This window comes from Streptomyces marokkonensis (genome assembly GCF_039539045.1).
GTDB lineage: Bacteria > Actinomycetota > Actinomycetes > Streptomycetales > Streptomycetaceae > Streptomyces > Streptomyces marokkonensis.
Genome location: NZ_BAABCQ010000020.1, coordinates 1 through 22,528 on the forward strand (window position 1 = coordinate 1; position 22,528 = coordinate 22,528).

The window sequence follows — 22,528 nt, forward strand, 5'->3', positions numbered from 1 at the left end:
GGCCGGGGTGCCGGGGCGCGCGGGTGCCGCCCGCCCCTGGAGATAGGACTGCCGACGGCTGCGTGGGCAGGGTGCTCACGCCGTCCGTGGCAGGGACGCGTGGCGGTCCAGGAAGGGTGACACGCCCGAGGCGCGACGGTGGGGGAGGAGCACCCGGGCCGTGCCGGCCAGCATCGTGTGAATGCGGGACGACTGGACCTCGCCCAGCAGGTCCAGGACCCGCATGCCCGCCCCCGCCGCCTCGTCGGGATGGCCGCCGCGGGCCAGGTCGTCCGCCAGTTCCGCCGAGTACAGCGCCAGGTTGCGGGTGAAATGCGGGTCCTGCAGTCCGGCCGCCCGTCGCGCGTGCCGGGCCGCCCGGGGCCAGTCGCCGAGGGTGGACCAGCACTGGGCCTCCAGCCCCTCCAGTTCGGCCTCGCCGTAGAAGCTCATCCACTCGGGATCGGCGTCCGAGGAGCCTCGCCCGTAGAAGGCCTGGGCACGGGCCAGCGCCTGCTCGCAGCCGACGCGGTCGGCGAGCCCCGCCCAGCCGCCCGCCTCGCGCAGCGCCAGCAGCGACATCAGCCGGGCCGAGCCCAGCGGTCGGGCGGCGCGCTGCGCGGCCTGGGCCGCCCGTACCGCCTCGCGCGGCCGGCCGGCGTCGCGGGCCAGGAACGCCATGTTGCAGAAGGCGTGCGCCTCCAGACCCGCGTCGCCGGTCATCCGGGAAGTGGCGAGGGCCTCGGCGTAGTGGGAACGCGCGTCGTCGAAGCGTCCGGAGTCGTGCGCTAGCCAGCCCACGGAGATCGCCAGCTCACCGGCGCCCGAGTAGAGCCGGTCCGCCGTCGCCTGCCGGGTCGCGCCCGCGTCCAGCAGCGCGTACGCCGTGCGCAGCGGGGCTGCCGCGCGCCGGTAGAGACCGTCCGCGCCGTGCCGGTCGTCGAGCAGCCGGATCCGGAGGACGGCGTCTTCCAGGGCGCCCGCGTCGCCCGCCCCGGCCCGCCGTACGGGGCGCTGGGCCGCCGCGGCGTCGAGGGCGAGTCCCAGGGGGCCCAGCGAGGCGGCGGCCGCCGTGGCACCGCTCGTCATGAATGCGCGACGCAGCACGTCGCTCTCCTCGTTGTCGTTGTCATGCCTGTCGTACTGGTTCTGCGTGTACCGCGTCTCATACGGCTCGCCGGTCCCTCTCGTCTCACTCGCGGTACGCACCCGGCGTCCGCGTACCGAAGAGCGGGGCGTGAACCCCAGGTCGGTGAGCGTCCGGCCCGGGAACATGTGGAGGAACACCCGCTCGTACGCGTAGTTGGGACAGCGGATCTCGCCCGCCTCGACCCGTCCGATGTAGCGCGCGTCACAGCTGACCCGTTCGCCGATCTCGCGCGCGGCCCTGCGCACCGCCGCCGCGAACTCGGCCGGCGAGCGTTTTCCGCGCAACCGCCGGAAGACCGGGTTCGGCCGCGGGGGCCGTTCGGGCTGGGCGGAGGTCACCATTGACGACGCCATGGTCGGGTCCTCTCGTGCGAACCTGCGAACCATGCCGAGGCAGGGGTGGGTTGCGAGGAACTCTCCGTCTGTCATCCCTGCTTCCGGCGAGCAAGAACGTACCCGCTGTGACGGAGTGGCCACGCGGTGTTTGGCCACAAATCGGATATCTCATGCGCGATCTGCCATGAAGTGCCATCCTTTGCGGCTGATTCGTGCCGTAGCCGTTGACGGTCCGACGCGTTGAACCCCGTGGACCGGGAGGCTCCCGACTCCCGATCCGCTCGTCCAAGGAGGAGTTCCGTGGTGGAGGCCGGGATGGATACCGGACGGATCAGCGATCACCCCTGCGACGCCTGCGACGTCGTCACCGTGCCGACCCGGCAGGGTCTGGAGGCGGTCGACATCCTCAGGCGGGGCGCCGGTGAGGGGGTGGGCCCGGTGATCCACGACGACGGCTGCGACACCCTGGGATTCCTGGTGCCCCCGGGCACGGCCGCCGCCTGGGACGTGCCGGGAAGCACCTGCACCGAGACGGACGGGTGCGCACCGCATGTCGACCCGGCCCCCGAACTCCCCGAGCCGCCCGTGGAGGGCTCCGACTGGCTGCTGCCACCCGGCGACGCCGACCCGGCGACCGACCCCGCCGTGCTGCGGGCCGCGCTGGGCGAGGCGGCCCGGCTGATCGAGGCCGCGGACAGCTGCCGCTGAGCTGTCGGGTGCGGCCGCCGGGGTGCCGGGGTGCGGCTGGGCTGCCGGGGTGCGGTCGGGTGCGGCCGCCGGGCTGACGTTGGGGCTACTTCAGGGTGCCGGGCCCGGGTGCGCCGAGACGCCGGGCGCCGGGGCAGCCGGCAGGGTGCCCTCCGGGTGCGCCGATAATGGCCCGATGGGAAAGTCCAGGAACGCCCGTCGCGGGCGCGCTGCCGTCGAAACCGTCGCCGAGAACGTCGACGGCGGGCTCGCCGAGCTGGTCCCCGACCGGGAACGGACCCGGGCCTGGACGCTGCTGATCGACGGCGCCCCGCAGTCGCACGTCGACCTCGACGACCCGGCCCACCTGTCCTTCGAGTACCAGCGCCGCCTCGGGCACGTCATCGACCTGGCCGCCCCGGAGGGCAGACCGCTCCAGGCCGTGCACCTCGGCGGTGGCGCCTTCACCCTCGCCCGCTACGTCGCCGCCACCCGGCCCCGCTCCACCCAGCAGGTCGTGGAGAAGGACGCCGGCCTCGTCCAACTGGTCCGCCGGGAGCTTCCCCTGGCCCCCGGCGCGCGGATCCGGGTGCGTTCCACCGACGCCCGCGCCGGGTTGGCCAAGGTGCCCGACGGCTGGGCACAACTGGTCATCGCGGACGTGTTCAGCGGGGCCCGCACCCCGGCCCATCTGACGTCCACCGAGTTCCTCGACGAGGTCCGGCGCGCGCTCGCGCCCGGCGGGATCTTCGCCGCCAACCTCGCCGACGGCCCGCCGCTCGCCCATCTGCGCGGCCAGATCGCCACCGCCGCCGGCCGATTCCCGGAGCTCGCCCTCGTCGCCGACCCCGCCGTGCTGCGCGGCAGACGCTTCGGCAACGCGGTCCTCGTCGCCTGCGACCACCCGCTGCCGATCGCCGAACTCACCCGCCGAGCCGCCTCCGACCCGCAGCCCGCGCGCGTGGAGCACGGCCGCGCGCTGACGGACTTCACCGGCGGCGCCGCACCCGTGACGGACGCGGCGGCGGTGGCCTCTCCGGCGCCACCCCCGTCCGTCTTCCAGTGACTCAGTAGTTTCCGATCTCCACCCGGGGCGCCGAGTCGTGCCAGGTGCAGAACACCGACACCCGGTCCGCGCCGGAGGTGAACTCCACCCGGATCCAGGACTCCGTCTTCCACACCTGCATCGACCAGCCCGCGCCCGGCGTCGCCGACACCAGGGACGCGGACGACGTACCGAGGTCGAACACCACACGGCCGCCGTCGGTGTCGTAGCTCCTGACCCGGCCGGAGGCGCTGGCGGACGGATCGGGAGCGGAGGGAGCGGAGGGAGCGGTGGCCGTCGCCGTCCGCGGCGGGGCGGGCCTCGGCTCGCGGGGGGTGCCGCTCGGCGTCGGCGACGGACTGGCCGACGGAGAGGGCCGCCTGGTGGAGGAGGCCAGCGACTTTGAGCCGTCGTCGTCCGCCGCGGCGTCCGACTCCCGCGCGTCGCGCACGGCCGCGTCGTCCGCCGTGATGGGCAGGGCGCGGGGACGGTCGTAGGCCGTGCCCGCCATCACCGTGTGGACGCCCCACCACGACAGCGTGACCGACGCACCGGTGGCGAGCAGCCAGGCGAGTACGTGTACGAGTCCTCTGCGCATCGCGGCCATACTGCCTCACGTGTCACACACGTGTCGCCCCGAACAGAGGGGCGACGGCAGCGGATCGAGGGCTGATCGAGGGTGGACCCGAGGCCGTGATCGAGGGACTGACCGAGGGACTGACCGAGGGACTGACCGAGGGCGGAACACGAGGGTGGCGGAGCGGAACGGGGTGGTGGCAGGGGCCGGGGCCGCGGTTGTCCAGGCACGCACCGGCCTCGTCCGCATCGCGTACGGTGCCGCCCATGGCAAGTGTGCTCGTGGTCGAGGACGACCAGTTCGTACGTTCGGCGCTCATCCGGCACCTCACCGACGCCTCGCACACCGTGCGCAGCGTCGGTACGGCGCTGGAGGCGCTGCGCGAAGTCGCCCATTTCCGTTTCGACGTGGTGATCCTCGACCTCGGACTGCCCGACCTGGACGGCTCCGAGGCGCTGAAGATGCTGCGCGGCATCACCGACGTACCGGTGATCATCGCCACCGCCCGGGACGACGAGACGGAGATCGTACGGCTGTTGAACGCGGGAGCGGACGACTACCTCGTCAAGCCGTTCTCCGTCGAGCATCTGTCGGCGCGGATGGCGGCCGTACTGCGCCGCGCCCGGACCGGTCACGCTCAGGCGGCGCCGTCGACCGTCCTCCGGGTCGGCGGCCTCGCCGTCGACCCGCTGCGCCGGCAGGCAGAACTGGACGGCGCCCGGCTCGACCTGACCCGCCGGGAGTTCGACCTGCTCGCCTTCCTGGCGGGCCGGCCGGGAGTCGTCGTCCCCCGCAAGGAACTGCTCGCCGAGGTCTGGCAGCAGTCCTACGGCGACGACCAGACCATCGACGTCCACCTGTCCTGGCTGCGGCGCAAGCTCGGCGAGACCGCGGCACGGCCGCGCTACCTGCACACCCTGCGCGGTGTCGGCGTGAAGCTGGAGCCGCCCACCGGGCCGTCCACCGGGCCGTCCACCGGGCAGTCCACCGGTCTTCCCGGAGTGGAGCCGCCACGATGAGGTGGGCCCTGGTCAAGGTGTCGCTCGCGGTCACCGCGATGGTCGTGGTCGCCTTCGCGGTCCCGCTCGGGCTGGTCATCCGGGAGATGGCCCGCGACCGCGCCTTCACCAACGCGGAGCGGGAGGCCGCCGCAGTCGCCCCGGCACTGTCCATCACCACCGATCGCGAGCAGTTGGAGCGCGTCGTCGCCTCCGCCGGCTCGGACGCCGGGATGGCCGTACACATACCGGCCCCCGGCGAGGAGAGCGGCGGCACGGACGGCGCGGCGCACGGCGGCACCGACATCGGCAGGCAGCGGGCCACCGACGAGGACATCGCCGCCGTACGCGAGATGGGGCGCGCCTCCACCACAGAGGTGCCCGGCGGCTCCACGCTGCTCCAGCCGGTCGCGCTCAGCTCGGGAGAGATCGCCGTCGTCGAGGTGTACGTCCCCGAGTCCGAGGTCACCAACGGCGTCGGCACGGCCTGGGCGGTGCTCGCCGCGGTCGGCGCCGCCCTGATCGTCGGCTCGGTCGCGGTCGCCGACCGGCTGGGCGTACGGATGGTGCAGCCCGCGCGGCGTCTGGTCGAGGGCGCGCACGAGCTGGGGGAGGGCAAGCTGGGCGCCCGGGTGCCCGTGGAGGGGCCCAGCGAACTACGTCTCGCGGCGGTCGCGTTCAACTCCATGGCCGACCAGGTCGTCCAGCTCCTGGCGAACGAGAGGGAGTTGGCCGCCGACCTGTCCCACCGCCTCCGTACCCCGCTGACCGTACTGCGGCTCAACGCCGCCTCGCTCGGCGAGGGAGCGGCCGCCGAACAGACCCGGGCCGCCGTCGAGCAGTTGGAACGCGAGGTCGACACGATCATCCGCACCGCCCGGGACGCCAAGCCGCAGACGGCCGCGGCCGGTCCCGGCGCCGGGTGCGACGCGGCCGAGGTGGTCCGGGAGCGGATGGGTTTCTGGTCGGCGCTCGCCGAGGACGAGGGCCGCAAGTGGCGGGTGGCCGGCGCTGATCGGCCGGTGCGCACACCCGTGGCCCGCGCCGATCTGGCCGCCTCCCTCGACGCCCTGCTCGGCAACGTCTTCCGGCACACCGCCGAGGGCACGGCCTTCGCGGTCGACCTGCACAACGGGGAGGACGCGGTGATCGTGCTCGTCTCGGACGCTGGCCCCGGCATAGCCGACCCCGAGGCGGCGATGGCCCGCGGCCGGGGGTCCGGCAGCGACGGGTCCACCGGCCTCGGCCTGGACATCGTGCGCCGGCTCGCGGAGTCGACGGGCGGTGACGTCCGGATCGGCTCCTCGGTGCTCGGCGGCACCGAGGTGCGGATCTGGATCCAGTTGGGCGGGCGGGCGACGCAGGTACGGCAGCGCGGACACCGGGGGGCCGTACGACGCCGCCGGCAGGCCCGGCCGGCCACGACCACTCAGGTGACGTCGCCCGGTGGCTGACCCTTCCGTTCCCGAGCCGGGGAGCAGGCGTCGCATGCCCGGGGCGCGCCAACGGGCCCCGCGTACGGGGCGCGGCCCCCCGTGGAATGCCGCGCCCGCGCCCCGTACCCCGACCCCCGTTTCCCCGTCCCTCCGCTTCCCCGTCCCCCCGGGCGGGGCTACTCGGCGGCCGATTCCACCGGCGGCAGCGACCCCGTGCGGGCCGCCCGTCCGTACCAGAGGGCGCTCGACTTCGGGATGCGCTCCTGGGAGGCGTAGTCGACGTACACCGCGCCGAACCGCTTCTCGTAGCCGTAGGCCCACTCGAAGTTGTCCAGCAGGGACCACAGGTAGTAGCCGCGGACGTCGGCGCCGTCGGTGATGGCCCGGCGAACCGCCTTGAGGTGGCCGTCCAGGTAGGCGACCCGCTCGGGGTCGTGCACCGTGCCGTCCGCGCCGGGCTTGTCGTCGTAGGCGGCACCGTTCTCGCTGATGTACAGCGGCAGGCCGGGAGCCTCACGGTGGTAACGCATGATCAGTTGGTGCAGGCCGGTCGGGTCGACGCTCCAGCCCATCTCCGTACGCTCGCCCGGCGGCTGATGGAACGCCACGTCGTCCGCGGCCGGCCACGGCGAGTGGTCGCTCTCGCCGTGCCCGCCGGAGCTCCGGACGCGTGAGTCCGCGTCCGCCGCCGAGACCACGGTGGGCGTGTAGTAGTTGAGGCAGATCGCGTCCAGCGGCTGGCGGATCAGCCCCAGGTCGCCGTCCTCGACGTGCGACCAGTCGGTGACCGGCGCCGTCGCCTCCAGCAGGGTCTGCGGGTAGGCGCCGTGCAGGATCGGGCCGTGGAAGATCCCGCCGGACAGGTCATCGATCTTTTGCGCCGCCGCCAGGTCCGCAGGCTGCTGCGACAGCGGCCGGACGGCGGAGGTGTTGAGGCTGATCGCCACCGAGTTGTGGGCCGGCATCACCGAACGCAGGGCCACCGTGCCCAGTCCGTGGGCCAGGTTCAGGTGGTGCGCGGCGCGCAGTGAGGCGGCCGGGTCGGTACGGCCGGGGGCGTGCACGCCGGAGGCATAGCCAAGGAAGGCGGCGCACCACGGCTCGTTGAGCGTGATCCACTGCTCCACCCGGTCGCCGAGCGCCTCGCCGACGATCTGCGCGTACTCGGCGAACCGGTAGGCGGTGTCCCGCTCGGGCCAGCCGCCCGCGTCCTCGAGCTCCTGCGGCAGGTCCCAGTGGTAGAGGGTGACGGCCGGCTTGATCCCGGCGGCCAGCAGCTCGTCGACCAGGCGGCGGTAGAAGTCCAGGCCGCGCTGGACGGCGGGGCCGCGGCCGGTCGGCTGCACGCGCGGCCACGAGATGGAGAAGCGGTAGGCGCCCAGCCCCAGCTCCTTCATCAGCGCCACGTCGTCGCGGTACCGGTGGTAGTGGTCGACAGCGATGTCACCGGTCTCGCCACCGGCCGTCTTCCCCGGCGTATGGCTGAAGGTGTCCCAGATCGAGGGGGTACGGCCGTCCTCCCGCACCGCGCCCTCGATCTGGTACGCCGAGGTCGCGGCGCCCCACAGGAAGGCCGAAGGGAAGGAGACAGGGCTTGCTTCTGGCATGGAATCGCTCCCACGGGTCGGGGCCTTCATTATGCATGGGAGCGCTCCCACAGCAAAAGTCCATCCCGGGGCCGCCATGTCCCGCCCCGCTGCGGGCCGTTGGCCGCTGGCTCCCGCCTCCCACCTCCCGCCTCCCGCCTCCCACCTCTCGCCCGTTCCCCGTTGCCTGTCGCCCGCTGAGCCGCGGTGCCGGGTCCCTGTCAGGCCGACTCCCGTACCACCAGCCGTGTCTCCAGGACCACTCCGCGGTGGCCCGAGCCGCGTTCGGCGATCTCGTCCAGGAGCAGGTCCGCCATGCTGCGGCCCATCTCCTCCAGTGGCTGGCGGACGCTGGTCAGCGGCGGGTCGATGTGCCGGGCCACGATCGAGTCGTCGAAGCCGACCACGGCCACGTCGTCGGGCACCCGCAGGCCCGCCGCGCGCAGTTCCAGTACGGCACCGGAGGCCATCACGTCCGAGGCGGCGAACACCGCGTCCAGGCCGGGGCGCCGGCGCAGCAGTTCCCGCATGGCCGCGCGCCCGCCCTCCTCGGTGAAGTCGCCGGCCGCGACCAGGTCCTCGTCGACGGCGACACCGGCGCTCCGCAGGGCGTCGCGGTAACCGGCGAGGCGCTCCCGGGCGGCCTCCATGTCCAGTGGGCCGGTGATGGTGCCGACGACTTGCCGGCCGCCCGCCAGCAGGTGCCGGACGGCACTCCCGGCGCCGCCGCGGTTGTCCGCGCGGACGTGTCCCAGCGGCTCCCGGTCACCGCGACGGCCGGCCAGCACGGTCGGGATGGAGAGCGCTTCCAGCTGGTCGGGCAGCGTGTCGTCGCTGTGCACCGCGACCATCAGCACCCCGTCCACGTGCTGCCCGGACAGATAGGGGGCGAGTCGCGCGTACTCCTTCTCGTCACGCACCATGACCAGCAGCAGCCGCATCCCGGCGCTCGCGAGTCCGGCGGACACTCCCCGGATGATGCCGGAGAAGTACGGCTCGGAGAACAACCGCGTCTCGGCGTCGGGGACGACGAGCGCCACGGAGTCGGTGCGCCGGGTGACCAGGGAGCGGGCGGCCGGGTTGGGGACGTAGCCGAGCTCGGCGATCGCCTGCTCCACGGCCGCGCGGGAACGGTCGCTGACCTTGGGCGATCCGTTGATGACCCGGGAGACCGTGCCGCGGCCGACACCGGCGCGGGCGGCCACGGCGTTGAGGGTCGGGCGCCGGACGTCCGCGGCGGAGGGCGGCGGTTCGGCAGGGCGCATCGTTCACCTTCCGGTGCTCGGTGGGGGGCTGGCCTCATTCTGGCCCAGAAATGCGCGGCGACCCCCCGGATGGGCTCCTCCACACCCTCTCCTGGTGGCCAACTCGCCTTTGACCTGCGTTAATTCGCCATCTCACGGGCTGTTGACCGGCAGGGCGCGGTCCGCGGCGCAACACATTCCCATGACGCGCGGAACACGCTTGGGCAACAACGCCGTTTTCAAGTCTTGACACCTGGCCCGGCACCAACGAGTCTTCGGGGCAAGCCGCGTGGGAGCGGTCCCACGAACTTCCGGGACCGGTTCCCGTGCGGACCGAAGAACCCCAGGCCCTTCCCTCCACCTCGCATGGCACACCGTTGACCAGCATCTTCGCATCGCACACCGCGTTGCCCTGGGCTGGCCGCTGCTCGAACCGAGAGGGCAGGTCCGGACCGTCGATCCCGGCGGTCTGATTCCTGAGATCCCGTTCCCACTGGAACAAGGAGTAGTGGAATGCGCATCACCCGAACCGGCGGCGGTCGCGGCCGCAGAGCAGCGGTCCTGACCACGTCGGTCCTGACGGCCTCCGCGCTGCTGCTGACCGGCTGCAGCAGCGACAGTGACTCGGACTCCTCGGAATCCGACGGGAAGATCACCCTCAAGGTGTCGGACTACGGGCAGTTCGGCTACAAGGAGGCCGGCCTGTTCGAGAAGTACGAGGAGCTCCACCCGAACATCAAGGTGGAGGAGGAGACGACCTCCAACGAGCAGGACTACTACCCGAAGCTTCTTCAGCAGCTGAACTCGGACAGTGGTCTCGGGGACGTCGTCGGAGTCGAGGTCGCCCGTATCAAGGAGGTCGTCGACACCCAGGCGGACAAGTTCGTCGACCTGAAGGACTCGATCGACGTCGGCCAGTGGCTCGACTGGAAGGCCAAGCAGGCCACCACCAAGGACGGGAAGATCATCGGTGCCGGCACCGACATCGGCCCGATGTCGCTGTGCTACCGCAGGGACCTCTTCGAGAAGGCGGGTCTGCCGACCGAGCGCGAGGCGGTCGCCAAGGCGGTCGACGGCGGCTGGGAGGACTACCTCAAGCTCGGTGAGCAGTACCAGGGGAAGGCCCCCGAGGGCACCTTCTTCATGGACTCCGCGAGCGCCATGTTCAACGGTCTCGTCAGCTCCTCCGAGGAGCAGTACTACAACGCCGAGGGCGAGCCGATCTACAAGGACAACCCCACGGTGAAGAAGGCCTGGGACCTGGCCGCCGAAGCCGCGGACAAGAAGATGACCCAGGGGCTGCCGCAGTTCCAGGACCCGTGGAAGGCGGCGCTGCGCTCGGGCAGCGTGGCCACCGTCGTGTGCCCCGCCTGGATGGCCATCCAGATCGAGGAGTACTCCGGCGAGGACCTCAAGGGCAAGTGGGACATCACCAGCGCGCCCGGTAAGACCGCGGCCAACTGGGGCGGTTCCTTCCTGACCGTGCCCAAGAGCGGCGAGCACGTCAAGGAGGCCACCGAGCTGGTCAAGTGGCTGACCGCGCCGGAGCAGCAGGCCGCCGTGTTCAAGGCCGTCGGTATCTTCCCGTCCAACCAGGGTGCGTACGAGCTCCCCGAGGTGAAGGACGGCAAGCTCCCGTACTTCAACAACGCCCCGGTCGGCCAGCTCTACGCCGAGGAGGCCAAGAGCATCCCGGTGGCCGTGCTCGGCGCCAAGGACGGCCAGATCAAGGACGTGATCTCCAGGGAGATCAACAACATGGAGCAGCGCGGCACCGACCCGGACAAGGCCTGGAAGTCCGCGACCGAGACGATCGACAAGGCCATCGGCTGACCCCGCGCGGTGCGGGCGGCTCCACCGCCCGCACCGCGTCCGCCGGGGCCCCGGCACAACGGCGGTCCCGCGCCCGCGGGCGCGGGGGTCGTACGCAGCAGACCCGGCCGTCGCGGCGGGTCTGCTGCCCGGCGTCCGGAGGCACTCCCATCCGTACCAGGCCCCGGCGTCCACACGGCCCGGGGCCCGAGCCCCGTCCCGGCCTCCGCACCATTCCGTTCCGCCGGCCGCGCTCCCGCCCGACCCCGGTCACCTCGGCCCGCGTGCCCCGGCACCCGGCGCCGGATCTCCGGCCGCACCCACCTCATGCCTCCGTACGGCCCGCCCGGCACACCGTGCTGGTCCGCGCGGGCGGAGGAAAAGGGGCGGGACGGGCGCCCGCTCGAACGTCCCGTCTCCCGCCCTACCAGGCCCGACCTCCCAGGGAAGGACTCCCTCCGTGGCAACGACAACCCCCACACGGGGTGCCCACACCCCGCCCACCGGCGGCTCCGGCACCGCGTCCAAAGGACGCAGCGCATGGCGTGCGCGCCTGTGGCGCTTCGACGACAAGGCGTCCCCGTACGCGTACATCGCCCCGTTCTTCCTGATCTTCGGCGCGTTCGGGCTCTACCCGCTCCTCTACACCGGCTGGATCGCCCTGCACCGGGTGGAGATGACCAGTCTCGACGAGTCCGAGTGGGTGGGCCTGGAGAACTTCACCACCATCCTCCAGGACTCCGAGTTCTGGACGTCCGTCTCCAACACCTTCATCATCGGCGTCATCTCGACCGTCCCGCAGCTGCTGGTCGCGCTCGGCCTGGCCCACCTGCTCAACTACAAGCTGCGCGCCAGCACCTTCTGGCGCACGGTGATCCTCACCCCGTACGCCACCTCGGTGGCGACCGCGGCCCTCGTCTTCGCCCTGGTCTTCCGGGCCGACGGCGGCCTCCTCAACTGGGTGCTGAGCCTCGTCGGTGTCGAGAGCATCGACTGGGGCAACGGGCACTGGTCGTCCAAGATCGCCATCGCGGTCATGGTGATCTGGCGCTGGACCGGCTACAACGCCCTGATCTACCTGGCGGCCATGCAGGCCGTGCCGAGCGACCTGTACGAGGCGGCCTCCATCGACGGCGCGTCGCGCTGGCAGCAGTTCATCAAGGTGACCATCCCCTCGCTGCGGCCGACGATCCTGTTCACGATCGTTATCTCGACCATCGGCTCCATGCAGCTGTTCGGTGAGCCGCTGCTGCTGCAGGGCGGCACCCTCGGTTCCGTCGGCGGCAGCGAGCACCAGTACGAGACGCTCAGCATCTACCTCTACAACTACGGCTGGAAGCTGGGGCACCTCGGCCCGGCCGCGGCCGTGGCCTGGGCCATGCTCGCACTGCTGCTGCTCATCGCCCTGATCAACTGGATCGTCAGCCGGTACGTGCGCAAGAGCGCGGCCTGACGGGAGCGACACGATGACCACGACCATTCCCTCCAAGTCCGCGCTGAGCCCGGTCGAGGACCCGCCTCCCGGCCCCAACGGCAAGGGCCGCCGCCTCAAGATCGGCGCCGGCCAGCAGATGAAGGGCGGCCCGTACACCTACCTCGCGCTGATCGTCGTCGGCCTGGGGTCCGTCTTCCCCCTGTACTGGACGCTGGTGGCCGCCTCCCACGACCAGCAGCGCGTCCTCGACAACCCACCGCCGTTCATCCCGGGCGGCAGACTGTGGAGCAACCTCGAGGCGGCCTGGGAACAGGCCAACCTCGGCAAGGCCATCGTCAACAGCATCATCGTGTCCACGAGCATCACCGCGGCCACGCTGTTCTTCTGCACGCTGGCCGGCTACGCCTTCGCCAAGATGCGCTTCCGCGGCCGCGGCGCGCTGATGACCGCGGTCATCGCCACCCTCACCATCCCGCCGCAGCTGAGCGTCGTGCCGTTGTTCATGATGATGTCGGACATCGGCTGGGGCGGACAGCTGGAGTCGGTGATCTTCCCGACCCTGGTCGGCGCCTTCGGTGTCTTCTTCATGCGCCAGTACCTGATCGAGGCCCTGCCCTACGAACTCATCGAGGCGGCCAAGGTGGACGGGGCGAGCAACATCCGCATCGTGTGGGCCGTCGTCCTGCCCGTCGCCCGGCCCGCGATGATGGTGCTCGGCATGCTCACCTTCGTCCAGGCGTGGAACGACTTCTTCTGGCCGTTCCTCGCCCTGAGCCAGGAGAACCCCACCCTCCAGGTGGCGCTCGGCCAGCTCAGTGCCTCCTACACCCCCGACCAGAGCATCGTCATGGCCGGAGCGCTGATCAGCACGCTGCCCCTGCTGGTGGTCTTCGTCGTCTTCGGCAAGAAGATCGTCGGAGGCATCATGGCGGGCGCCGTCAAGGGCTGACACCCACCGCCGTATCCGGACGGGCCCGCCCCGCGGGGCCCGTCCGCCGCACCCGGCAGGGCCCGCCCGCACGCGGGCGTGTCCGCAGCGACCCGGCGGAACCCGCCCGCACGCGGGCGTGTCCACCACACCGGCGGGCCCCGCCCCGTGTGCGGGCCCCGCCGGACCGGGGGCCCGCCCCGCGCACCGACCCCGCGCGGTCGGCCCGCCCTTCCCACACCACCGGACCACCCTGTCCCGTCCGGTCCTCCTCCACGCCATTTGGGAGCGTTCTCACCATGACCGCCGTACGACCCGAGACCACTGCCCAGTCGGCCTCCGACACCTCCTTCCCGACAGGTTTCGTCTGGGGCACCGCCACCGCCGCCTACCAGGTGGAGGGCGCCGCCGCCGAGGACGGCCGCACCCCCTCCATCTGGGACACCTTCAGCCACACCCCCGGCAAGGTCCGCAACGGCGACACCGGTGACATCGCCGCCGACCACTACCACCGGTACCGCGACGACGTGGCGCTGATGAAGGACCTCGGCCTGAAGGCGTACCGCTTCTCCGTCTCCTGGTCCCGCGTCCAGCCCACCGGCCGGGGCCCCGCCGTCGAACGCGGCCTGGACTTCTACCGCCGCCTGACCGACGAACTCCTGGAGGCGGGGATCACCCCCGTCGCCACCCTCTACCACTGGGACCTGCCCCAGGAGCTGGAGGACGCCGGCGGCTGGCCCCACCGCGACACCGCCGACCGGTTCGCCGACTACGCCGACATCATGGCCCGCGCCCTCGGCGACCGGGTCGGCGTGTGGACCACCCTCAACGAGCCGTGGTGCAGCGCCTTCCTGGGCTACGGCTCCGGCGTGCACGCCCCCGGCCGCACCGACCCCGCCGCCACCCTGCGCGCCGCCCACCACCTCAACCTGGCCCACGGCCGCGCGATCGGCGCGCTGCGCGCGATCCTGCCGGCGTCCGCCCAGACCTCCATCACGCTCAACCTGCACCAGGTCCGCCCGCTCACCGCCACCCCCGAGGACATCGAGGCGGCCCGCCGGATCGACGCGGTCGGCAACCGGGTCTTCACCGGCCCGATCCTCGACGGCGCCTACCCCGAGGACCTGATCCGCGACACCTCGCACCTCGTCGACTGGAGCGAGCTGGTCCGCGACGGCGACCTGGCCGAGATCTCCCGGCCCATCGACGTGCTCGGCGTCAACTACTACTCGCCGACCGTCGTCTCCCGGCCCGCGGACGGTGCCGGCGCCACCCACAACGACGGCCACGGCGCGAGCGCCCACACCCCGTGGACCGGTGCCAAGGACGTCGCCTTCCACCTCGCCAACGACGACGTCACCGCGATGAACTGGGCCATCGACGCGGACGGGCTGCACACCCTGCTGACCGACCTGGCGAAGTCCCACCCGGGTCTGCCGCTGATGGTCACCGAGAACGGTGCCGCCTTCGACGACTACATCTCCCCCGAGGGCCGGGTGAACGACCCGCAGCGCGTCGCCTACCTCCACTCCCACCTGGACGCCGTCCGGCGGGCCATCGCCGACGGGGCGGACGTCCGCGGGTACTTCCTGTGGTCCCTGCTGGACAACTTCGAGTGGTCGTACGGCTATTCCAAGCGCTTCGGTGCCGTCTACGTCGACTACTCCACCCAACGCCGCATCCCGAAGACGAGCGCCCACTGGTACGCCGACGTGATCCGGCACAACGCGCTGCCGGCCGCGGCCGGCGGACAGGGCTGACGCTCCGGTCCACCCGCGCCGAGGGTGCGCCGCCGCCCGCCGGCCGCGCACCCTCTCGGCCACCGTGCCGGACCGGCACGGTGGGGGAGGACCGTCCCGGCCCCGGCACGGAACGACGGGGTCGGGGAGGGCAGCGCCGGGGCTGTTAGATTCCAGGCCTGACAGCTGCGAAGGGAAGGCGACGACCATGGCGGTCAAGGGTGGGGGGAGCCGGGGAGTCAGACGTCCGACCCTGGAAGAGGTGGCCGCTCGGGCCGGTGTCGGCCGTGGCACCGTCTCCCGGGTGATCAACGGCTCGCCCCGGGTGAGCGACACGACCCGGGCGGCCGTCGAGGCGGCCGTCGCCGAACTCGGCTACGTCCCGAACACCGCCGCCCGGGCCCTGGCCGCCAACCGCACCGACGCGATCGCGCTGGTGGTCCCCGAGCCGGAGACCCGCTTCTTCGCCGAGCCGTACTTCTCGGACATGCTGCGGGGCGTCGGCGCGGAGATCTCCGACACCGAGATGCAGCTGCTGCTGATCTTCGCGGGCAGCGACCGGGAGCGGCAACGGCTCGCCCAGTACCTGGCCGCGCACCGGGTGGACGGCGTCCTGCTGGTGTCCGTGCACGCCGACGACCCGCTGCCCGACATGCTGGGCCAGCTGGAGATCCCCGCGGTCATCAGCGGTCCGCGCTCGGCCCGGGAGCCGCTGGCGTCGGTGGACTCGGACAACTACGGCGGCGCCCGCTCGGCCGTCGAGCACCTGCTGTCCCGCGGACGCGGCCGGATCGCGCACATCACCGGCCGCCTCGACGTCTACGGCGCCCAGCGTCGCGTCGACGGCTACCGCGCCGCCCTGCGCGACGCGGGCCACGCGGCGGACGAACAGCTCATCGAGGTGGGGGACTTCAGCGAGGAGGGCGGGCATCGCGCGATGGTGGAACTGCTGCGCCGCCGGCCCGACGTGGACGCGGTCTTCGCCGCCTCGGACGTCACCGCGGCCGGCGCCCGGCGGGCCCTGCGCGAGGCGGGCCGGCGCATCCCGGACGACGTGGCGCTGGTCGGCTACGACGACTCTGCCATCGCCCGCCACATGGAGCCGCCGCTGACCAGCGTGCGGCAGCCCATCGAGGAGATGGGCCGGGCGATGATAGACCTGCTGCTGTCGGAGATCGCGGATCGCCGCCCGACGGCCTCGCGAGGGCCGGAGCAACGGCACCGGACGGTGCTGGCGACGCAGCTGGTGGAGCGGGCGTCGTCGTGACGCGGCGCGGGCTGCGGGCGTCGTGTGACGTGGCGCGGACCGAGGACGGGACGTGGGCCGTCGTGACAGGGCCGGCCCGCGAGAGGGAACACGTCGGCCGGTGACCTCGTGCGAGGTCGCCGGCCGACGTGTGGGTGGCGGAGTGGGCGGATGGCTCGGGCTCGTCGGAGGTCAGGCGCGGCGCAGTACCGTGGCCTCCGTGCCCCAGCCGAGGGCGATGACACGGTCGACGTACCAGCCCGTCCGCTCCGCGAGAGCGGCGATCGCGGCCGAGTCGCGCAGGGGACTGCCGGTCGCAGCGCACGCCTGCAGGGCCGCCTCGGCGGCGTGCGGGCTCAGGCCGTCGGGGCGGGAGGCCTCGACGACGATCGCCGTGGAGGCCCAGCCGGCCAGCTCCGTGAGCAGTCGCGCGGCCTCGTGATCGGTCCGGTACGCGAGGGCTCTCGCGGCGACGGCGACATCGGCGGGCCCCGCCATCCAGTCGATCCGCTCCGGTGCCTGGACCGACTCGCGCAGGACCGCCGCGGGGACGTCGCCCTCCGCGACCCGCAGCCGTGGCCGGCGTCCGGCGTCGTCGAGGGCGGCGGCCACGGACGCGCTGCCCGGCCCGGTGAGCAGGCAGGTCCCGACCTCCTCCCAGAGTGGGTCGGCCGTCAGGCCGTTCAGGAGGAAGACCAACTGCTCGCACTCCTCGACCAGCTCACCGTAACGGTCCGCGTCCTGGGCCACGGCGTCGCACAGGGTCGTGTGCGAGACCTCCTGCCAGGGCGAGGTGCCGTTGCGCAGCGCGGGGGCGAACCGGGCCAGCGAGAGCAGCAGTTCGGCCTCCTGCCCCGCGTACTCCACGCGCTCGTGGTCGTCGAGCAGTTCCTCACCCGCCGCGCCGAGCCGCAGCCCGGTCTCGTCGCCGACCACCACGCCGTGCGCGGTGAGCAGGGGCAGCAGTGCGCCGACACTCGCCGGGGGCACGCCCACGTGGGACGCGAGCGTCCCGAGCGTGAGACCCGGCGCGTCGGCGATCGCGTCGATCACGCCGAGCTGCACCGCGGCCCGCGCGGCCAGCCACGGCAGCGGCGACGCAATACGCGCCGGTACTTCGGCACCCCTGGCAGCCCCCGTGTCCTTCGCCTCCGCCGCGTCCGGTTCTGCCGCGCCGGGCTCCTCGCGGTGCCAGTAGCCCGTGACGTTCAGGCGGTCCTTGGCGAGTTTCCGCTCGCGTCGCAGATGGCGGCGTACCGCAGAGCCCTGTCGTGGTGAGTGCGGAGCGCCCCTACCGCGTACCGGAAAGCAGCGGCACCCCCGTCAGGAACGGGGTGCCGCGCGGCCTTCGCCGGCAAGCCTGGGAAGCAATGCCAACGATGGCCGATCTGGGGGCGGGTGACAGGCCCGCCTTATTCAAACGCCCGTTCCATTCGGGTGGGGCGTTGGGCTCCGTGATGATCCCGGGCGGGATCGGTGAGGGTGCTCGGTGGCGAGGCCCTGCCTGTCGTTGCAGTCTGCGATGGCCGGGATCAAGATCGCAAAAAGCGGAATGCAGTCCGCAGACAAGCGGCCTTGATCATTCCACCGTTTGACTGGTGCGAGACCTGCCCGACGATGACGACTGGATCCCCGCGAGACGCCGGGCGACAGGCGACCGCGTGCGCGCCGAACGCCGACGGCACGTCGGCGTCCTCGGCCGCGTGCATCGCCCGGTCGGCGGCGATCGTGGCCAGGTCGACGCGGCCGGTCCGGCGCAAGTACGAGCGCAGCAGACAGTAGAGGTCGGCGGAGGCCCGCAGGACAGCCCGGCGCTCCGCCGCGTCGGTCCCAGTCCGAGCGGTGCGCACCGCGTGCTCCACGTCGGCGACGAGGCCGGGCAGGTGCTCGGCCGCCTTGGCGAACCGGTCGCCGTCGGTCTGCCAGCTCTTCCAAGCTGCCTCCACTCGGTCCCGCAGGGTGCTGGCGGCCACGGGCGTGGTGCTCCGGGCAGGCCCATAGCCGAGAAGCGCGCGCCCCACGGCGGCTTCGGCGCTGTCCGTAGTCTGCTCCTCGGCGGGTGGCTGCTCGGACAGCAGTGCCGCGGTGGGCACACCGAGTTCCCGGGCAAGCGCGTACAGGATGGGCAGGCTGGGCACCTTGAGGCCCCGTTCGATCTGGGACAGATAGTCCGGTGAGATTCCGACCAGTCCGGCGACGGCATCCTGGCGGCGTCCGCCACGGTAGTGCCTGATGCGGTCCCCGATGGGAAGGTCTGCTGCAACCATGCGCCCACTCCTCACTCCCGTGCTACGAGCGTATGGTGCCCGCTACATGGGCACCCCCGTTCGTCGAGAGAGGAGGCGCCGGTGCCGGACCTGGTGCTGTGGGACATCGACCACACGCTGATGGCGACACGCGGACTCGGTCGTGAGCTGTGGGCAGAGGCGTTCGCGCAGGTGACGGGCGTGACGCTGAGAGAGCAGGCGTCTGTGACGGGGTCAACGGAGCGAGTGATCCTCCGGGAAACGGCACGGGCCCACGACATCCCTTACAACGACGACCTGTTCGCACGGTTTGCTGACGCCTTGGGAGCCGTGCACGTTCGGCGTGCGGCCGAGTTGCGCGAGCGGGGGCACGCGCTGCCGGGGGCTGCCGTGGTCCTGGCTGCGCTCGACGAGCGCGGGGTGCAGCAGTCAGTGGTCACCGGCAACGTGCGTGGTGCAGCCGAGGTGAAGCTGGCCGTGTTCGGCCTGGACACGTACGTGCGTCTGGACGATGGCGCCTACGGCGAGGATGGTGAAGGCCGGCCCGAGCTGCTGCGCCTGGCGCTCGAGCGTGCACGTGTGGATGCAGGGCTGGCGGTGTTCTTGGGGGACACGCCGGCCGATGTGGCTGGCGGGCGGGAGGCCGGCGTTCGGGTGGTAGCAGTTGCCACAGGCAAGGCCTCACCGGGCGATCTGCGAAACGCCGGAGCCGAGGCCGTTCTCTCCGGTCTCGCTGACACTGGCCAGGTACTTGTGGCTCTTGGAGCATGACGAAGCGGCCGCCTCCCATAGCGGGAGGGGGCCGAGGTCTTCACGGGACTGCCTGCGGTGTGGGTCCAGCGCCGGGGCGAGCGGGGTCGTCGGCGCTTCCGGCTCCTGGTCGCTGTCGTCCGGTGTGCTGTCCCTCCTGCAGACGAGGGCGTCCTTGTCCCAGCTCGGGGCCTGCGGGCTGTACCCGGCTGGGCACGACGGCCCGGCTGGACCACGCGTACCCGCCGGACCCTGCGGACCGGCCGGACCGGGCTCCCCCTGTGGACCGGCCGGGCCTGCAGGACCAGCCGCGCCGGCCGGGCCGGTAGCACCGACGCCACCGGGCACACCCGGCTCGCCGTCCACCCCCGACGCCTCGGCCTCGCCGGCGGCCCCGAGTCGTGCTTGGTCCGGTCGTCCTCCGTGTTGAGGCCGTCCACGTATCTGTGTGCGTAGTCGGCCAAGGGGTGATCGTTGGGGTGCTGGTCGGGTTCTGCGAAGCCGCGGCCCTTCACCCAGCCGTACGGCCAGCGGTTGCCGTGGGCTTCGACCAGCTGGCGGAACTGCTCGGCCTGGACCTGGCCCTCGTCGCCGCCGAAGTTCTCGGTCTGCCAGCTGCCGTCCTGCCGACACTTCACCTGGAACGTGCTCGGGCCCGACTTCTTCGGGCGCTCAACGATGCTTGCCATGGAGGGAAGATACGGCCCGAATCGGGCGCCGGGGAGGGGCTCGTGTTCCCGAATGTTCCCAAAGCCCGGAACGCAATCAAGGGCTGGCCCGTTTTACGAGGTCAGCCCTTGATCATTCAGGGTGAGTGACGGGATTTGAACCCGCGGCCACCTGGACCACAACCAGGCGCTCTACCAACTGAGCTACACCCACCAAGGCCGGTGCTGGAATCCCGCGAGGCGGGCTCCCCGACCGGCTGAGAAAAAGTGTACAGGGTCCGAAGGGGTGCTCGCGCCCGGCTTTCGGGACGCCGCTGCCGGACCGTCCGACCGCCCCTACCGGGCGGACACGACGTGCTTCGCGGCGATCGCCTTCGCGGTCTCGGAGTCGGGCCCCGGCTGCGGGACGAAGACCGCTTCCCGGTAGTAGCGCAGCTCGGCGATGGACTCGCGGATGTCGGCGAGCGCGCGGTGGTTGCCGTTCTTCTCGGGGCTGTTGAAGTACGCCCGCGGGTACCAGCGGCGGGCCAGCTCCTTGATCGAGGAGACGTCGACGATCCGGTAGTGGAGGTAGTCCTCCAGTGTCGCCATGTCCCTCAGCAGGAAGCCTCGGTCGGTGCCGACCGAGTTACCGCACAGGGGGGCCCTGCCAGGCTCCTTCACGTGCTCCCGCACATACGCCAGGACCTGCGCCTCGGCGTCCGCCAGCGTCGTGCCGCCGTCGAGCTCCGCGAGCAGGCCGGACGCGGTGTGCATCTGACGCACGACCTCCGGCATCGTCTCCAGGGCCCGCTCCGGCGGACGGATGACGATGTCGACACCTTCGCCGAGGATGTTCAGCTCGGAGTCGGTGACGAGGGCGGCAACCTCGATGAGCGCGTCGTCGGACAGCGAGAGGCCGGTCATCTCGCAGTCGATCCACACCATGCGATCGTTCATGCGGCCACTTTACGGGGGGCCGCCTGTCCATTGGTCCCCGGCGTCGGTGCCGGGCTCGCCGGGGGCTGCCGCCCCCAGGCCCCCGCTTCCGCCCTGAACGGGCCTCGTCCTCAAACGCCGGACGGGCTGAATCAGCCCGTCCGGCGTTTCGAGTGTCACCTCACGGCGCGCTGCGCTGCCCCGGCAGGCTCGCCGCCGCCGCGGCGGGCGGCGGTGCCGCTGTGCGGCGGGACTGGAACGGGACCGCGTTCTCCACCGACAGCGGGGCCGGCTCCGGCGGTGCGCTGGGCCGTGGGCCACGGGACGACTCCGGGTCCACCGCGCGCTCGCTCTGGGGACGGCGGGCCCGGTAGGCCGCCCGGTAGGCCGCAGGGGACGAACCGAGCTGGCGGCGGAAGTGGCCGCGCAGGGCCACCGGTGAACGGAAGCCGCAGCGGCCCGCTACCTCGTCCACCGAGTAGTCGGACGTCTCCAGCAGGCGTTGCGCCTGGAGCACCCGCTGGGTGATCAGCCACTGCAGCGGCGCACTGCCGGTCAGTGAGCGGAAGCGGCGGTCGAAGGTACGGCGGCTCATGTACGCGCGGGCCGCCAGCGTCTCCACGTCGAACTGCTCGTGGAGGTGCTCCAGTGCCCAGGCGACGACCTCGGCGAGCGGGTCGGCGCCGATCTCCTCCGGTAAAGACCGGTCGAGGTAGCGCTCCTGACCGCCGGCGCGGCGCGGCGGGACCACCAGGCGGCGGGCCAGCGCGCCGGCCGCCTCGTTGCCGTGGTCCGTGCGCACGATGTGCAGGCACAGGTCGATGCCGGCCGCCGTGCCCGCCGACGTCAGCACGTCACCGTCGTCCACGAACAGCTCGCGCGGATCGACGTGCACCGACGGATACCGCTTGGCCAGCGTCGGCGCGTACATCCAGTGGGTGGTGGCGGGGCGGCCGTCCAGCAGCCCGGCCGCCGCGAGGACGAAGGCGCCGGTGCACAGCCCGACTATGCGGGCACCCTCCTCGTGCGCCCGGCGCAGGGCGTCGAGCGCGTCCTCCGGTGGCGGAGAGGTGATCGACCGCCAGGCCGGCACCACCACGGTGCCGGCCCGCGAGATCGCCTCCAGGCCCTGTGGCGCGGTGAGTTCCAGGCCGCCGGTGGTCCGCAGCGGGCCGTCCTCGCCGGCGCACACCAGCAGCCGGTAGCGCGGCACGCCGGCGTCCTGGCGGTCGATCCCGAACACCGACAGCGGTATGGAACTCTCGAAGATGGGGCCGCCGCTGAACAGCAGCACCGCGACGATCTCCTTGCGGCGTCGCCCGGTGAGCTTCCGGGCCGCGGTTTCCGGCGCGGCGGTGGAGTCGTGGCTCACAACTGCTAAGCCCCCCTCGGTGGTCGCGGCGCCCTGTTCCCTTCGGGTCTGTCGCTCCAACACGTTTCCCCTCGGTCCTGCACGAGTCCCCCGCCGTAGACAGTCAAGATCGAATCTACTGCGTCCCGTCGAGCCGAGGTGGCCGGTTCGGCACTTGGGACATTATCGACATGGCAACTTGGCGTGAAGCAGTCGATCACGAAGCGTTGCACTCTGGGGCGCCCCAGGGAAGTGCGCCTTGTGTCAGTGGCCAATCCCCGTAGGGTGCGCGGGGTCCTCCAGACCCTTCCCGTGCAGGTGAAACGGGGTTTGGGGGGCGCTGAGGGCCGGGGATGAGCCACCGGTGGAAGTTGGCCGAAAAGAAGCGGACGCGTGCG

At 72.2% G+C, this 22,528-nt stretch carries 18 protein-coding genes, 1 tRNA gene and 1 pseudogene; 11 read left to right on the forward strand and 9 right to left on the reverse strand.

The window, feature by feature from the left end:
* Window positions 1-75: 75 nt before the first annotated feature.
* Window positions 76-1,482 carry an NsdA family TPR-like regulatory protein gene (locus tag ABEA26_RS07410; RefSeq protein ID WP_345590335.1) on the reverse strand — a complete coding sequence of 469 codons (1,407 nt, stop codon included), beginning with the start codon at window positions 1,480-1,482 and terminating at the stop codon, window positions 76-78.
* A 297-nt stretch (window positions 1,483-1,779) separates the two neighbouring features.
* On the opposite strand from ABEA26_RS07410, the gene ABEA26_RS07415 reads away from it, so the two are divergent.
* Window positions 1,780-2,172, forward strand: coding sequence for a hypothetical protein (locus tag ABEA26_RS07415; RefSeq protein WP_345590336.1), 393 nt, complete (start codon window positions 1,780-1,782; stop codon window positions 2,170-2,172).
* Between the two features lie 175 nt (window positions 2,173-2,347).
* Window positions 2,348-3,217 carry a spermidine synthase gene (locus ABEA26_RS07420; RefSeq protein ID WP_345590338.1) on the forward strand — a complete coding sequence of 290 codons (870 nt, stop codon included), beginning with the start codon at window positions 2,348-2,350 and terminating at the stop codon, window positions 3,215-3,217.
* A gap of 1 nt (window position 3,218) precedes the next feature.
* Here the strand turns inward: ABEA26_RS07420 and ABEA26_RS07425 are convergent, their stop codons facing one another.
* Window positions 3,219-3,803, reverse strand: a complete 585-nt coding sequence (locus ABEA26_RS07425) for a hypothetical protein (protein WP_345590339.1) — start codon at window positions 3,801-3,803, stop codon at window positions 3,219-3,221.
* 236 nt (window positions 3,804-4,039) lie between these two features.
* Here ABEA26_RS07425 and ABEA26_RS07430 point away from each other — a divergent pair, with 236 nt between their 5' ends.
* The gene (locus ABEA26_RS07430) at window positions 4,040-4,792 is read left to right on the forward strand and encodes a response regulator transcription factor (RefSeq protein ID WP_345590340.1); all 753 of its coding nucleotides are present in this window, start codon (window positions 4,040-4,042) and stop codon (window positions 4,790-4,792) included.
* On the forward strand, window positions 4,789-6,225 hold the full coding sequence (locus ABEA26_RS07435; RefSeq protein WP_345590341.1) for a sensor histidine kinase: 1,437 nt from the start codon (window positions 4,789-4,791) through the stop codon (window positions 6,223-6,225). Before ABEA26_RS07430 ends, ABEA26_RS07435 begins: the two co-directional genes overlap by 4 nt.
* A gap of 158 nt (window positions 6,226-6,383) precedes the next feature.
* Here ABEA26_RS07435 and ABEA26_RS07440 read toward each other — a convergent pair whose 3' ends face one another.
* Together ABEA26_RS07440 and ABEA26_RS07445 are read right to left on the reverse strand one after the other, a co-directional pair.
* The gene (locus ABEA26_RS07440; protein WP_345590342.1) at window positions 6,384-7,814 is read right to left on the reverse strand and encodes a GH1 family beta-glucosidase; all 1,431 of its coding nucleotides are present in this window, start codon (window positions 7,812-7,814) and stop codon (window positions 6,384-6,386) included.
* A 200-nt stretch (window positions 7,815-8,014) separates the two neighbouring features.
* Complete coding sequence (locus ABEA26_RS07445; RefSeq protein WP_345590344.1) at window positions 8,015-9,058, reverse strand: LacI family DNA-binding transcriptional regulator; 1,044 nt, start codon at window positions 9,056-9,058, stop codon at window positions 8,015-8,017.
* 492 nt (window positions 9,059-9,550) lie between these two features.
* Here ABEA26_RS07445 and ABEA26_RS07450 point away from each other — a divergent pair, with 492 nt between their 5' ends.
* The 5 genes from ABEA26_RS07450 to ABEA26_RS07470 all read left to right on the forward strand — a co-directional run bounded on the left by ABEA26_RS07450 (window position 9,551) and on the right by ABEA26_RS07470 (window position 16,218).
* Window positions 9,551-10,870, forward strand: a complete 1,320-nt coding sequence (locus ABEA26_RS07450; RefSeq protein WP_345590345.1) for an ABC transporter substrate-binding protein — start codon at window positions 9,551-9,553, stop codon at window positions 10,868-10,870.
* Between the two features lie 439 nt (window positions 10,871-11,309).
* Window positions 11,310-12,302, forward strand: a complete 993-nt coding sequence (locus ABEA26_RS07455; protein ID WP_345590346.1) for a carbohydrate ABC transporter permease — start codon at window positions 11,310-11,312, stop codon at window positions 12,300-12,302.
* Window positions 12,303-12,315: 13 nt separating this feature from the next.
* Window positions 12,316-13,233, forward strand: a complete 918-nt coding sequence (locus ABEA26_RS07460) for a carbohydrate ABC transporter permease (protein WP_345590347.1) — start codon at window positions 12,316-12,318, stop codon at window positions 13,231-13,233.
* Window positions 13,234-13,511: 278 nt separating this feature from the next.
* Window positions 13,512-14,972: a GH1 family beta-glucosidase gene (locus ABEA26_RS07465; RefSeq protein ID WP_345590349.1), complete on the forward strand. Its 1,461-nt coding sequence runs from the start codon at window positions 13,512-13,514 to the stop codon at window positions 14,970-14,972.
* Window positions 14,973-15,159: 187 nt separating this feature from the next.
* The gene (locus tag ABEA26_RS07470) at window positions 15,160-16,218 is read left to right on the forward strand and encodes a LacI family DNA-binding transcriptional regulator (RefSeq protein ID WP_345590350.1); all 1,059 of its coding nucleotides are present in this window, start codon (window positions 15,160-15,162) and stop codon (window positions 16,216-16,218) included.
* Window positions 16,219-16,389: 171 nt separating this feature from the next.
* Here ABEA26_RS07470 and ABEA26_RS07475 read toward each other — a convergent pair.
* Together ABEA26_RS07475 and ABEA26_RS07480 are read right to left on the reverse strand one after the other, a co-directional pair.
* A pseudogene (locus ABEA26_RS07475) lies at window positions 16,390-17,454 on the reverse strand (helix-turn-helix domain-containing protein); the annotation flags it as partial.
* 275 nt (window positions 17,455-17,729) lie between these two features.
* Complete coding sequence (locus ABEA26_RS07480) at window positions 17,730-18,464, reverse strand: helix-turn-helix domain-containing protein (protein WP_345590351.1); 735 nt, start codon at window positions 18,462-18,464, stop codon at window positions 17,730-17,732.
* 81 nt (window positions 18,465-18,545) lie between these two features.
* Here ABEA26_RS07480 and ABEA26_RS07485 point away from each other — a divergent pair, with 81 nt between their 5' ends.
* On the forward strand, window positions 18,546-19,214 hold the full coding sequence (locus ABEA26_RS07485) for an HAD family hydrolase (protein WP_345590353.1): 669 nt from the start codon (window positions 18,546-18,548) through the stop codon (window positions 19,212-19,214).
* Window positions 19,215-19,732: 518 nt separating this feature from the next.
* Window positions 19,733-20,011 carry a hypothetical protein gene (locus tag ABEA26_RS07490; RefSeq protein WP_345590354.1) on the forward strand — a complete coding sequence of 93 codons (279 nt, stop codon included), beginning with the start codon at window positions 19,733-19,735 and terminating at the stop codon, window positions 20,009-20,011.
* Here the strand turns inward: ABEA26_RS07490 and ABEA26_RS07495 are convergent.
* The 3 genes from ABEA26_RS07495 to ABEA26_RS07505 all read right to left on the reverse strand — a co-directional run bounded on the left by ABEA26_RS07495 (window position 20,003) and on the right by ABEA26_RS07505 (window position 22,151).
* Window positions 20,003-20,075 (reverse strand) — tRNA-His (locus tag ABEA26_RS07495). The two genes, ABEA26_RS07490 and ABEA26_RS07495, sit on opposite strands and share 9 nt — an antisense overlap.
* A gap of 122 nt (window positions 20,076-20,197) precedes the next feature.
* Complete coding sequence (gene orn, locus ABEA26_RS07500; protein ID WP_345590356.1) at window positions 20,198-20,800, reverse strand: oligoribonuclease; 603 nt, start codon at window positions 20,798-20,800, stop codon at window positions 20,198-20,200.
* A 160-nt stretch (window positions 20,801-20,960) separates the two neighbouring features.
* Complete coding sequence (locus tag ABEA26_RS07505) at window positions 20,961-22,151, reverse strand: helix-turn-helix domain-containing protein (RefSeq protein ID WP_345590357.1); 1,191 nt, start codon at window positions 22,149-22,151, stop codon at window positions 20,961-20,963.
* Between the last annotated feature and the right edge of the window lie 377 nt (window positions 22,152-22,528).